General features: G+C 47.8%; 6 protein-coding genes and 3 rRNA genes. All 9 read left to right on the top strand.

Going from position 1 to position 13,674, the window contains the following annotated elements; all coding sequences use genetic code 11:
* Positions 1-439: 439 nt before the first annotated feature.
* The 9 genes from U4956_RS04230 (at position 440) to U4956_RS04190 (ending at position 13,606) form a co-directional block, all read left to right on the top strand.
* A 16S ribosomal RNA gene (locus U4956_RS04230) occupies positions 440-1,968 on the top strand.
* 352 nt (positions 1,969-2,320) lie between these two features.
* Positions 2,321-5,201, top strand: a 23S ribosomal RNA gene (locus U4956_RS04225).
* A gap of 293 nt (positions 5,202-5,494) precedes the next feature.
* Positions 5,495-5,601, top strand: a 5S ribosomal RNA gene (gene rrf / locus U4956_RS04220).
* The 16S, 23S and 5S rRNA genes sit together here, the layout of an rRNA operon.
* 289 nt (positions 5,602-5,890) lie before the next feature.
* A complete protein-coding gene (locus tag U4956_RS04215) occupies positions 5,891-6,250 on the top strand; it encodes a BlaI/MecI/CopY family transcriptional regulator (RefSeq protein WP_323089251.1) in 360 nt (119 codons plus the stop codon).
* Position 6,251: 1 nt separating this feature from the next.
* A complete protein-coding gene (locus U4956_RS04210) occupies positions 6,252-8,129 on the top strand; it encodes a M56 family metallopeptidase (protein ID WP_323089250.1) in 1,878 nt (625 codons plus the stop codon).
* A gap of 395 nt (positions 8,130-8,524) precedes the next feature.
* Entirely contained in the window at positions 8,525-9,652 is a 1,128-nt protein-coding gene (locus tag U4956_RS04205) for an aldo/keto reductase (RefSeq protein ID WP_323089249.1), read from the top strand.
* A 287-nt stretch (positions 9,653-9,939) separates the two neighbouring features.
* Complete coding sequence (locus U4956_RS04200) at positions 9,940-11,100, top strand: MATE family efflux transporter (RefSeq protein WP_323089248.1); 1,161 nt, start codon at positions 9,940-9,942, stop codon at positions 11,098-11,100.
* 502 nt (positions 11,101-11,602) lie between these two features.
* Positions 11,603-12,184 (top strand): GNAT family N-acetyltransferase, encoded by a 582-nt coding sequence (locus tag U4956_RS04195; protein ID WP_323089247.1) that lies wholly within the window; start codon positions 11,603-11,605, stop codon positions 12,182-12,184.
* A 387-nt stretch (positions 12,185-12,571) separates the two neighbouring features.
* Positions 12,572-13,606 (top strand): aromatic acid exporter family protein, encoded by a 1,035-nt coding sequence (locus U4956_RS04190; protein WP_323089246.1) that lies wholly within the window; start codon positions 12,572-12,574, stop codon positions 13,604-13,606.
* Positions 13,607-13,674 lie beyond the last annotated feature (68 nt).

Below are 13,674 nucleotides of genomic sequence, written 5' to 3'. Positions count from 1 at the left end.
AAGCAGACATCAATACCCGGCACAGAGAATCGTGCTTTAAAGATTCTTCAAAGCCTGGAAAAGGCGAATTGTGAATTTGTAAAATATTTTCACAAAAGCACTTGACCCGGAATACTGCCCGGTGTTATAGTGATTGAGCGTTAAGAAACACGGCAACAAAGCCGATGATCTGACGCAAATCATCTTTAGATATCGAAGAAATCATCGATTGTGAAATTCTTAAAAATATTTCACAAAAGATGTTGACTTCCTGTCTGGCAGGTGATAAGATAAACAAGCCTTGTGAGGGAAGTTGATTCACTCGCAAACAGATGGCTCTTTGAAAACTCTGATTACAGACAATTCAATATTCGAAATTAACACGTCGATTCTTGAAACAACACTTAATACTTCAATAATCAATTCACGAAATTTAAACGCAATAGCGTTGAGTCAATATCAAATGGAGAGTTTGATCCTGGCTCAGGATGAACGCTGGCGGCATGCCTAATACATGCAAGTCGAACGGAACACTTCGGTGTTCAGTGGCGAACGGGTGAGTAACACGTAGATAACCTGCCCATATCCGGGGGATACGCTTTGGAAACGAAGTCTAAAACCCCATAGGAAAACAGAAGGCATCTTCTGTTTTTGAAACAGGCTTTTAAGCCTGGGAGATGAATGGATCTGCGGTGCATTAGCTTGTTGGCAAGGTAAAAGCTTACCAAGGCGATGATGCATAGCCGGCCTGAGAGGGCGATCGGCCACACTGGGACTGAGACACGGCCCAGACTCCTGCGGGAGGCAGCAGTAGGGAATTTTCGTCAATGGGCGCAAGCCTGAACGAGCAATGCCGCGTGAGTGAGGAAGGTCTTCGGATCGTAAAGCTCTGTTGCAGGTCAGAAAAGAAGGAAAGAGGAAATGCTTTTCTTTTGATAGTAACCTGCCAGAAAGTCACGGCTAACTACGTGCCAGCAGCCGCGGTAATACGTAGGTGGCAAGCGTTATCCGGAATGATTGGGCGTAAAGGGTGCGCAGGCGGCGTGGCAAGTCTGAAGTGAAAGGTACGGGCTCAACCTGTACAGGCTTTGGAAACTGTCACGCTCGAGGACAGGAGAGGGCGGTGGAACTCCATGTGTAGCGGTAAAATGCGTAGATATATGGAAGAACACCAGTGGCGAAGGCGGCCGCCTGGACTGTTACTGACGCTCAGGCACGAAAGCGTGGGGAGCAAATAGGATTAGATACCCTAGTAGTCCACGCCCTAAACGATGAGGAGCAGGTGTCGGGGGTAGTGCCCCGGTGCCGAAGCTAACGCAATGACTCCTCCGCCTGGGGAGTATGCACGCAAGTGTGAAACTCAAAGGAATTGACGGGGGCCCGCACAAGCGGTGGAGTATGTGGTTTAATTCGAAGCAACGCGAAGAACCTTACCAGGCCTTGACATGGGATGCAAAGACTTAGAGATAAGTTGGAGGTTATCATCCACACAGGTGGTGCATGGTTGTCGTCAGCTCGTGTCGTGAGATGTTCAGTTAAGTCTGGCAACGAGCGCAACCCTCGTGATCTGTTACTACCAGTAAGATGAGGACTCAGATCAGACTGCCGGTGACAAACCGGAGGAAGGCGGGGATGACGTCAAATCATCATGCCCCTTATGGCCTGGGCTACACACGTACTACAATGGCGCCTACAGACGGAAGCAAAGCTGTGAAGTGAAGCGAACCCGAAAAAAGGCGTCCTAGTTCGGATTGAAGTCTGCAACCCGACTTCATGAAGTTGGAATCGCTAGTAATCGCGGATCAGCATGCCGCGGTGAATACGTTCCCGGGCCTTGTACACACCGCCCGTCAAACCATGGAAGCCGGCAACGCCCGAAGCCGATGGCATAACCTGAAAGGGAGTGAGTCGTCGAAGGCGGGGCCGATGACTGGGGTTAAGTCGTAACAAGGTATCCCTACGGGAACGTGGGGATGGATCACCTCCTTTCTAAGGAGAAAGTACAAGGAAGTAATTAAGCAACAGTTGAGTCTGTAACAGAGTTTTGGAAGAGCGATCTTCCAGACTGGTCAAGCTGCGAAAGCGGCACTGGTCTTCAGAAATGGAGAACAGTTCCAGTCAGTTCAAAACATGGATCTTTGAAAAACGAACATCAGTATAAGACATAACAGAAGGTCTGACGTAAGTTGTAAGTAACAACGTTACGAAAGTAACCGACTGAAAAGAGAAGAAGAAATTCAATCTTTGAAGTCACAAGATTTACCAAGTCAGAAAACAGTTAACAGTTCTTATTAGAAAAATCTCGAAAAAGCATAGTTAAAAACAAGCATATTTGAAACTAGATCAAGCAAGGAAGGGCGTACGGAGGATGCCTTGCCACTCTTGAATGATGAAGGACGCATCAGACTGCGAAAAGCTGCGGGGAGCTGTCAGGAAAGCGACGATCCGCAGGTATCCGAATGGGGGAACCCGGCTGGAGTCATATCCAGTCATCCATGTCTTAGATATGGAGAGCAACCCGGCCAACTGAAACATCTAAGTAGCCGGAGGAAAAGAAAACAACAGTGATTTCCCGAGTAGCGGCGAGCGAAAGGGAATTAGCCCAAACCATAGCGATATGGGGTTGTAGGAGCGCAACAGACGAAACGCGAGTGAACAGGAACGTGATGGAAAGCACGGACACAGAAGGTGAAATCCCTGTACTGGAAAGCAAGCCAAGTAGTCAGCGAGATCCTGAGTACGACGGGACACGTGAAATCCTGTCGGAAGCAGGCGGGACCATCCGCCAAGGCTGAATAAGTAAGAGTGAGCGACAGTGAAGAAGTACCGTGAGGGAAAGGTGAAAAGAACCGCGCAAGCGGAGTGAAAGAGAACCTGAAACCGTATGCCTGCAAGAAGTCAGAGCCCGTCAAAGGGTGATGGCGTGCCTTTTGTAGAATGAACCGGCGAGCTGCTTTTGGATGCAAGGTTAAGCAGGAAAATGCGAAGCCGAAGCGAAAGCGAGTCTTAACAGGGCGAATGAAGTAGCCAGGAGCAGACCCGAAACCGGGTGATCTAGCCATGGGCAGGTTGAAGCAGAGGTGAAACTTTGTGGAGGACCGAACCGACCATCGTTGAAAAGCTGGCGGATGACCTGTGGCTGGCGGAGAAATTCCAATCGAACCCGGAGATAGCTGGTTCTCCCCAAAATAGCTTTAGGGCTAGCGTTAACGCAAGCCTGCGGAGGTAGAGCACTGAATTCATGATGGCCCCATCCCGGGGTACTGAATGGAATCAAACTTCGAATGCCGCAAGGAGAAAAGTTGGCAGTCAGAGTGTGGGTGATAAGGTCCATGCTCAAGAGGGAAACAGCCCAGACCGCCGGCTAAGGCCCCAAAATGATGACTCAGTGGAAAAGGATGTGGGGACGCACGGACAACTAGGAGGTTGGCTCAGAAGCAGCCACCCTTTAAAGAGTGCGTAACAGCTCACTAGTCGAGTGGCCCTGCGCCGAAAATGTACCGGGGCTAAGTCATCTGCCGAAGCCGCGGATAAGGATTGAAAGATTTTTATGGTAGGGGAGCGTTGCATGTTCATGGAAGCAGAATCGTGAGAGTCTGTGGAGGACATGGAAGTGAGAATGCCGGTGTGAGTAGCGAGATGCAGGTGAGAATCCTGCACACCGAAAGCCCAAGGATTCCAGGGGAAGGTTCGTCCGCCCTGGGTCAGTCGGGACCTAATGATAAGCCGACAGGCGAAGCAGATGGAAAGCAGGCGAAGATTCCTGCACCCGCAATAAAGGCGATGGAGTGACAAAGACGGGAAGTGTGACCCTCTTAATGGATTGAGGGCCAAGCGCGGCAGTACGGATCCAGGCAAATCCGGATCAATGCGTACAGAGCGTGAAGGGTAAGCGAAATCGAAAGAAAGTAGCCAAGCACATGGAGCGGCTTTCAAGAAAAGCTTCTAGCTTAAACTTTATTGCGGCCCGTACCAAAACCGACACAGGTGGGCGCGCTGAGCAAGCGAAGGTGAGCGAGAGAACTGTTGCCAAGGAACTCGGCAAAATTGCCCCGTACGTTCGCAAGAAGGGGCGCTCGAGAGAGCCGCAGTGAAAAGGCCCAAGCGACTGTTTAACTAAAACACAGCTCTATGCAAAGCCGCAAGGCGAAGTATATGGGGTGACACCTGCCCGGTGCTGGAAGGTTAAGGGGATCTGTTATCCGCAAGGAGAAGCAGTGGTCCGAAGCCCCAGTGAACGGCGGCCGTAACTATAACGGTCCTAAGGTAGCGAAATTCCTTGTCAGGTAAGTTCTGACCCGCACGAAAGGTGAAACGATTTGGGCGCTGTCTCGGCAGCAGACTCGGTGAAATCTTAGTACCTGTGAAAATGCAGGTTACCCGCAACTAGACGGAAAGACCCCATGGAGCTTTACTGCAGCCTGGTATTGGGTTTTGGATGATCATGTACAGGATAGGCGGGAGGCTATGAAGAAGGAACGCCAGTTTCTTTGGAGCCGCCGTTGGGATACCGCCCCTGATGATTTGAAGCCCTAACGTGAAGAGAGAATCTTACAGACAGTGCCAGGCGGGCAGTTTGACTGGGGCGGTCGCCTCCTAAAGAGTAACGGAGGCGCCCAAAGGTGCGTTCAGTCTGGATGGAAACCAGACAGAGAGTGTAAATGCAAAAGCGCGCCTGACTGCGACACCAACAAGTGGAGCAGGGACGAAAGTCGGGATTAGTGATCCGGCGGTGCCGAATGGAAGGGCCGTCGCTCAACGGATAAAAGCTACCCTGGGGATAACAGGCTGATCCCGCCCAAGAGTTCACATCGACGGCGGGGTTTGGCACCTCGATGTCGGCTCATCGCATCCTGGAGCTGGATTCGGTTCCAAGGGTTGGGCTGTCCGCCCATTAAAGCGGTACGCGAGCTGGGTTCAGAACGTCGTGAGACAGTTCGGTCCCTATCTGTTGTGGGCGCAGGAGATCTGAGGGGAGCTGTCCTCAGTACGAGAGGACCGGGATGGACCTGCCAATGGTGCATCGGTTGTCACGCCAGTGGCACAGCCGGGTAGCCAAGCAGGGAATGGATAAGCGCTGAAAGCATCTAAGTGCGAAGCCAGCCCCAAGATAAGATCTGCGGTAGATAAGACCCCTTGAAGACTACAAGGAAATAGGCTGGGTATGGAAGTTACGTGAGTAATGAAGTTGGCCAGTACTAATCGGTCGAAAGCTTAATCTAAGATAACGAGAGTGCCTGTTGGAGTGATGAAGAATGAAGAAGATGGAACCAGAGTCAAAGACGCAAGTTAAAGACAATGATTCCAGAATCATTCAAAATCACAGACAGGCGGTAATAAGAAGTAAACGATCAGAAATGATCCAATCATAACTGTAACCAAAGTTATGTCGAAGCTGGTGTTTGTTTTTGAAAGATTCATGTGAAATGAAATCAACCCGCGGTATTCGCAAGAATACTGAAACCGAATCTGTCATTGAATGATCATCCAAAGATGCGCTGATTCAATGAAATGGTATGGTGACGATAGCCAATGGGTCACACCCGTTCCCATCCCGCACACGGAAGTTAAGCCATTGAACGCCGACGATAGTGTAAAAGCAAAAATAGGAAGTCGCCAGACAAAAGCAAATCCCTGAAGGATAAAGGAGAAATCCGATATTCTTCAGGGATTTTTTTAATGGCTGAAAAACGGGCAACGATTGTTGGCAAAAAGATCGCACCAGTAGTTAACGCAGTAATTTTCATCGGCTGCTCAGGCAGGCTTTCTGTGCTCCTTTCATACGCGGAGCGATTCGGATCGTTCCAGATTCTGCTTCATTTTCTAAGAGATTCGAAAAGACCTTGCCATAGTTGTCTACAACATGTAGTCTTAAAGCAATACTACAAGTTGTAGACAGGAGGTGCCGTCTATGGCAGAAATTCAGTTAGGGACTGTCGAGTCCTGTTTTGCGGATCTGATCTGGGAAAAAGAGCCAGTGACAACTGGTGAGCTGGTCAAGCTGGCTTCCGATGCCTTTTCCTGGAAACGCACCACAACCTATACGGTCCTGCGCCGTCTGTGCGATAAAGGGCTGTTCCAAAACAACAAAGGTACAGTCACAGCACTTCTTTCACGAGATGAGTTTTATGCACGCCAGAGCAGGGAGTATGTTGATCAAACCTTCGCCGGTTCGCTTCCGGCTTTTCTGGCAGCCTTTACCAGCCAGAAGAAACTCAGCCCTGAAGAAATCGCTGAAATCCGCGACCTGATCGACCGGGCAGGTGAATAATATGGCTGATCTTTTTGTAAAAGTTCTGAATATGAGCATTACCTCGTTCTGGCTGATCCTTGCGGTCATCTTTCTTCGCTTTTTCATGAAGAAGAAAGCACCAAAGTGGATTGTTATTCTTTTGTGGGGGATTGTTGGCCTGCGGCTGAGCGCTCCGTTCTCTTTTGAAAGCAGGCTGAGCCTGTTGGCAAGCGCTGAAACGTTCAACGTCCATGCTCTCCAGACCCAGGTTCCTGTCACCAACAGTTCAATTCCGGCTGTCAATCAGGCCGTCCATCCGCTTTTGAATGCGTCTTTGGCGCCAGTGCCGGCTGAAAGCCTGAATCCGGTTTATAGCTGGACCTTTATTGTGTCCATACTCTGGCTGAGCGGAATCGTCATTCTGATGGGCTGGGGACTTTTCCGCTTGCTGAAAATGCGCCGGACGGTGGCTGAAAGTATCCCTCTTGGAGCAAACATCTATCTTTGCGATCAGATCAAATCGCCGTTTATTCTCGGACTGATCCGGCCGAAAATTTATCTGTCTTCCGGCCTGGATCCAAAGACGACCAGATCCGTGCTGGCCCATGAAAAAGCCCATCTGGAAAGATACGATCACTGGTGGAAATGGGTTGGATTTGTGATCCTTGCAGTTCACTGGTTCAATCCCTTATGCTGGCTGGCCTATATTCTGTTTAGCCGCGATATCGAGATGGCCTGTGATGAAAAGGTTATCTGCTCGATGGATCTCGCTGAAAAGAAGCAGTATTCGACGGCTTTATTAACCTGCAGTACAGCCCGGCGGGCCGTTCTGACCTGTCCGCTGGCATTTGGAGAAATCGATGTAAAAGAGAGGATCAAAAACATACTCGACTATAAAAAGCCAGCGGTATGGGCTGTCATTGGATCAATCATTGCCTGTCTTGGTGTCACGGCCTGCTTTGCGACCGATCCAAAAAAGGACATTTCTCAGACCAATCGGACTTCTGTTGAGAATCTGGCAGATAATGGAAAGAATCAAAATGGTGCTGGCTATGACTCCAGCAGTAGTTCTGCTTTGGGTGCTGATGAAATTCAAACGGCGGTTGGATCCGCTTTGTTTCTGTCCGCTGAAGAACAGGTCATGTTTCGTCAGGCAATACTGAATCGCAATCAGTCCTGGCATCCGGAAGAATATGACCTGGCGGCCGCACATTTTCTTCCTTTGAAGAAAGTTTCCAGTCCAATGAGCTCAGGAAGTGACGGTGAACACGTCACCTATTATGGAATGGCTTTTTATGAAGAATATAAAGTGACGGCTAACGGTTTTGATTCAGTCGGCGGCAGCCACATCCCAGTTGCAATTTCCTTTGACCATGACAAAAATGGATATTTCCTGACTGAGTACTGGCAGCCGCGGGATGGCAGTCTGTACGCAGCGGATATCCGGGAAAAGTTTCCAGACGATATCGGCGAAGATGCTCTCAACAGCCAGAATTACTCCGATGTGCAAAGGCAGGAGTGTCTGAAACAGGCTAAGGAGATGACCGGTCCAATGATCGGATCCCTGATCGATACGATCTGCCAGACTCCTGCACAATCATCCGACCCTCAGGAGTACATCCAGGCGCATTCTGATGAATTTTCAAAACTGGTTTCTTATGGCCCCTACACGCTCCAGTACTGCTTCGGTGAGTTTTTAAAAGGATGGCAGACGGAACTTCGCGGGCAGATTATGCAAGCTGCTATCGATGCCATCGCTCCGGAAAGTCAGCTTAAGCTTGAGGCAGCCAATGGACAGGAATACTTTGATGCCTGGAAAGATCAGGCCCTTTCCATCGCCCGTCAGCATGATCGACAATGGATCGATGACAAACAACCAGCAGTCGGCATTCTGCTGGATCTGATTTCACAGGCATGATGGACAGTGAAAAGGGCTGCTTGATGGACAAGGCAGCTTAGGGATGACCAAATTTCAATTTTGGAAGATTCACCAGATAAAACAGCCATTCTGCAGAATTTTATTCAGAAGAATATAAACCTGTAGATATAATTTATAAGAAGCTCTGCAATTTATGGGAATTTATTTGATGGTCAATGTCAATATTTTTTGGTCGGATGCGTAGAGGCGTATAGGGAACGCTGCATAAAATCCAGCCGCCAGGCGATGGCAGCTGAAGAAGACTGAAAAATTGGTCGGCTTGATCTGGCCGCATGGAAAACAGAGCGGACTCCCATATCGTTTTGGTGACCAAATTCCCATAAGAAAAGCAGAGGATGAAGAAGCAGAGATGCAGGATGCGAGGAAATTGAAGGATGAACCCTAAAAAACTTGGTTTTGGACTGATGCGTCTGCCGCTGGCAGATCCTAATGACACAACGAAAATCGATTATGAAGCCCTGTCGGAAATGGTAGACCGTTATATGGATGCCGGATTCAATTATTTTGATACGGCGTATCCGTATCATGGCGGAAAAAACAGTGAAATTGCTTTTGAAAACTGTGTCGCCAAACGTTATCCCCGTGATGCGTATACCATCACCGATAAGCTGTCTTTATTCGTTGTCGATAAGGCGGAAAATCTGGAAGACTACTTTAACGGCCAGCTCGAACGCTGCGACGTGGAGTATTTTGACTATTATCTGCTGCATGCTATGAATAAAAACTACCTGGAACTGGCGGATCGCATTGGCGCGTTTGATTTTGCTCTGCAGAAAAAAGCGGAAGGCAAAATCCGTCATGTTGGATTCTCGTTCCATGACACCCCAGAAGTTCTTGAAGAAATTTTAACCCGGCATCCAGAAATGGAATACGTTCAGCTCCAGCTCAACTACCTGGACTGGGACAGCGATGATGTGCAATCTCGTGCCTGTTATGAAACGGCAGTCCGTCATGGAAAAAAAGTCCTGGTTATGGAACCAGTCAAAGGCGGTCTGCTTGCCAATGTGCCAGAAGAAGCGCAAGCGCTCATGAAAGAGAACCACCCTGATCTGTCCGTGGCTTCCTGGGCAGTCCGGTTTGCAGCATCACTGCCTGAAGTGGCAATGGTTCTTTCGGGTATGAGCAATCTTGAACAGATGGAAGATAACCTTTCCTATATGAAGGAGTTCAGTCCACTAAGCGAAGAGGAACAGAACCTTGTGAAGCGGGTAACCGAGATTATCGCTTCGAAAGAAAGCATTCCCTGTACAGCCTGCCGGTATTGTGTCGATGGCTGTCCAATGCAGATTGCCATTCCGGATTATTTCAAACTGATGAACAACATCAGCAAATTCGGTGATTCTCAGAAGTCTAAAGCAAAAGCCAGCTATAAACGGTTTACGGAAACCCAGGGGAAAGGGAGGGCCTCTACCTGTATTGAATGCAGACAATGTGAAGAGCACTGCCCGCAGCACTTATCCATTACCGACTACCTGAAAGAGGTGGCTGCTGTTCTGGAATGAAATACCTTGAATGACCAGGGAGAATTTTAAAGAAAAGGAATTTTGAAGAAACGGAAAAGAAAAAATCGAACGAAAAGGGACTGAATCCATTGCGATTCAGTCCCTGAGTTTGTTTTTAAGCTTGAACCATACTTGCCAGCCTGAAGGATTCAGGTTTGATTGGCAAAGATTCTCGATCATTCAATGACCGGGAAGGAAATGTTCTATGATTGAGCTGCTTCCTTCTGGTGCTCCAAATACTGAAACCGGCCCAGCAGAACATCAATTGCATATCGAAGCAGAAATCTTTGGTCTTTCAGATCGGCATCGGCTCTACGGTGACAATTGCTCACCATATCGGTGAAAGAAAACCGCAGCTGGCCGGGCGGACTGTAGGGACGACGGTTGTCTTGTTTGGAATTCTTGGTGTTGTGATGACGGTGATTCTGGAGCTTTGCATTCCCCAGCTGGTTGCCATGATGCAGGTTCCGGCAGAATCTGTCAGTCTGGCAATTGATTATCTGCGCATCTGTTCTGGCGGAATTCTGGTGATCATTGCTTATAACGTCATTTCCTGCGTGTTACGTGGTGTAGGGAATGCCAATCTGCCGCTTTTGTTTGTGGCAGTTGCCTGTGTGGTGAATATTATCGCGGACTTTGCGTTTGTCGGAGGTCTGAAGATGGATGCTGCCGGGGCTGCCTGGGCAACGGTTCTTGCGCAACTAGTTGCTGTGATTGTAGCTTTGTTCTTCATGAAGCGTACAGAACTTGGTTTTACGTTCAGCAAGCAGGATCTTCGTCTTTATCCAGCAGAACTGCGTCAGATTCTGCGTATTGGAATCCCGATTGCCCTGCAGGAGCTGACTGTGCAGATTTCTTTTCTGTTCATCAATGTCATTGCCAACAGCATGGGACTTTTACCTTCCGCCGGATATGGTGTCGCCCAGAAGATTACCTCCTTCATCATGCTTGTTCCCTCTGCTTTGATGCAGAGTGTTTCGGCCTATGTCGCCCAGAATATGGGGGCGAATTTAAGATCGCGGGCAGATCGGGGTACCCTGATTGCGATTCTCGGTGGTACGGCTGCCGGACTGGTTTTATTTGCGGCTGGCTTTTTCCAGGCGCCATTGCTGGCAAGCTTTTTTAGCAGTGATCCGGGAGTAATCGCCCAGGGAGCCGACTATATCCGCGGTTTCAGTTTTGACTGCGTGCTGACCTGTACACTGTTCAGCTTTATTGGCTACTTCAATGGCTGCGGCAAAACGACGCCGGTCATGCTGCAGGGAATTATTTCTGCCTTGTTTGTCCGGATTCCGGTTTCTGCCTGGATGGCAAGTCTTCCAGGGACATCCCTTTTCCAGGTCGGACTGGCTGCTCCAATTTCAACTGTATTTGGAATTTTCTTCTTCCTGGTCTGCTTTTATTTCGATCGCCGTAAATTACCTAAAACATCTGGAAGTCAAGGGTGAATTCTGAATATTGTTGAGTATAAAGAGTATAAATTGAACGACATTAAAAAGCCGTCTGATTCATTATGAGGATGAAATGGACGGCTTTTATGGTATACAGCCAAACCGCACATCTATTCATTACAAGCTATCGGGATTTGTCACTAATACTCTTTGCTTTTATTTTAGGTGAAGTTAAATCTAGATGTTTTCTGTTTCTTCTCCGTTTGCGTTCGATGCTTGGTATAGCATAATTATCGTAATCAGGTTGGAAATTTAGGGCAGTAAAAACATGGACATGCACTTTCAGGATCATGACGTTCTATCAACAATGTCAGATTGGATTTCAGACTGCTGTTTTTATATGACCGAGCAGGAAGTCTCTTCTTCTGGGAAGCAAAATGGGAAATTTCACCGACTTGCAGCAGGCAGGTGTCATCCAGAGAAAATATTGATGCGGTTTATCTGATAAGTTACTTTAGAATGTCCAGAATGGTCATTTAAAAAGCAGAGGAGTAGAGGTATGAAGGTGAAAAAACAAAAGGGTGCAGTTCTGGAAACAGACAGGCTCCTGTTGCGACAAATGAACGAAGATGACTTTGAAAATGCCCGGCGTTTTCTGGCAGATCCAGAAGTGATGTACGCTTATGAGCATGGTTTTGACGATCAGGAAGTTCGTGACTGGATTGCCAATAATCAGCGTCGGTACCGAGAAGATGGTTTTGGTCTCTGGCTGATGATGGATAAAAAGACTGGCCAGAGTATTGGGGATTGCGGGATTACATGGCAGAAGGTCAATGAAACCCCGGTTCTGGAAATTGGCTATCATCTGGAAAAGGGAAAGTGGCACCAGGGCTATGCAATTGAAGCAGCCAGGGCGTGCAAAGCCTATGCGTTTGACATCCTTGGTGCGGATCGGGTCACTTCAATTATCCGGGATACGAATTCAGCCAGTCAGAAAGTTGCCATACGCAATGACATGAAACCGGTCGAAATGGTCATCAAATCCTATCGGGGGTATACCATGCCGCATCTGGTTTACGAGATCACCAGAGAACAATATGAAGCGGATCAAAAGAAGAATCAAAAGAAGAAGAGGGTCTGAAAGAAGGCGGAAATAAAATCTGTAAAAAGGAGAAACCTGGCATAACAGGTAAAAAGCAGATGATGAGACGGGCAAAAAATTTCAGGTTAATAATATGGAAACCTTTCCATATTATTAACCTGAAATTTCGAATGTTTGTATAGAAAAAAAGACGAAACAATCTGGATCAGAGAATAAAAAATATCTATTTTAAAAGGGAAAATTTAACTTATTCTCGAATCGTGGCTAAAAATGGAATGGTTTACATAAAAGCACTTCCAAATTGAAAACTGTTGTAGTGCGCAATTGCGATTCTTGGTAGGATAAGACCGTGATAGACAGGGAATAGATGGTGAGAGAAAAATGAGAACAACTCTGATGCAGGCTTTCGAATCCAGAAAGCTGAAGATGAATTTACTTGAAGCTTTAAAAATTGGATTGGGCGCGGCTGTGGCCGTAGTTGTATGTACCTTTCTTGGATTGCCCCATCCTGCTTCTGCCGGAACGGTAGCCTTACTGACGATTATGGTCCAGACCCGGAAACAGACTGTTTCGTTAATCTATAAGCGGCTGATTTCCTATCTGTTTGCGGTTTTTTTAAGCTGGTTGATTTTCCCCCGTGTCAGTCCGGCATTCGTAGCGTATGGGCTGTATCTGTTCTTGATTGTCTTTATCCTTTGGACGATTGGCTGGAAGGATACGCTGTCGGTCAATGCGGTGTTTGGAACTGTGTTTTTGTTAGACCAGAACTTTTCTTTGCAGAATATCTTTCTGGAGTTCTGCGTTTTACTGGTCGGCATTGTGATTGCTTTTGTCTTAAACCTTTACCAGCCAGACCGTACGATTGCTTCGCTGGTTTATGAGCAGATCTGTCTGGTTGAAATCGATCTGAGAGCTGGGCTGGACGAACTGGCTGACTCGATTTGTGGGACGCGAAAGGCTAACGCTAATTCAAGAACGCTGAGCCATATCCTGGAAGATGCCCAAAAGGGAAGAGATCTCATTCATAAATACACACAAAATAAACTGCTTGCCAAAGATGAATGGGTGCTTTCCTATCTGGAGCTTTGCTTTGCCCAGCATGCTTTGCTTCATGTCCTGGCCGGACAGATTGAAGCCAATCCGGTAGACACCCATGGACATTATGGAGTGGTTCAATATATTGAACGGCTTGCCAACTCGGTTTCGGATTATGTCCCGCCCGAAGATCTGCTTTTGACCAACCAGGAGCTGATTGAAAAAATTGAATCCAACTCTCTGGAGAATATGACTCCACAGACACAAAGAGTCCTGCTTGTTGTGCTGTATACCCTTGAGGATTTTGTCTACCTGAAAAAGAAATACCTGGAAAATCTTTCTGGGCAGGGACGAAAAGAATTCATCGCCCGTCATCACCTCCAGCTTGAACCAAGAGAGATGCGTGCGAATCGAGCGCAGGCATGATCAGAAATTCAAAAGTCAGCAGTTTGACCAAAAATCGAATCGATAAGAGCACATCGCCTGACCAAAAA

The sequence above is a fragment of the Allobaculum sp. JKK-2023 genome, from assembly GCF_034745455.1.
Lineage (GTDB): Bacteria > Bacillota_I > Bacilli_A > Erysipelotrichales > Erysipelotrichaceae > Allobaculum.
The sequence above is the reverse complement of the archived record's forward strand: the minus strand, read 5'-3'. Positions and strand labels throughout refer to the sequence as shown.

Bases quoted from the DNA above. Each gene is read 5' to 3' on its own strand.
- U4956_RS04215 (WP_323089251.1), top strand. From the start codon at position 5,891: ATGGCAGAAATTCAGTTAGGGACTGTCGAGTCCTGTTTTGCGGATCTG.
- U4956_RS04210 (WP_323089250.1), top strand. From the start codon at position 6,252: ATGGCTGATCTTTTTGTAAAAGTTCTGAATATGAGCATTACCTCGTTC.
- U4956_RS04205 (WP_323089249.1), top strand. From the start codon at position 8,525: ATGAACCCTAAAAAACTTGGTTTTGGACTGATGCGTCTGCCGCTGGCA.
- U4956_RS04195 (WP_323089247.1), top strand. From the start codon at position 11,603: ATGAAGGTGAAAAAACAAAAGGGTGCAGTTCTGGAAACAGACAGGCTC.
- U4956_RS04190 (WP_323089246.1), top strand. From the start codon at position 12,572: ATGAATTTACTTGAAGCTTTAAAAATTGGATTGGGCGCGGCTGTGGCC.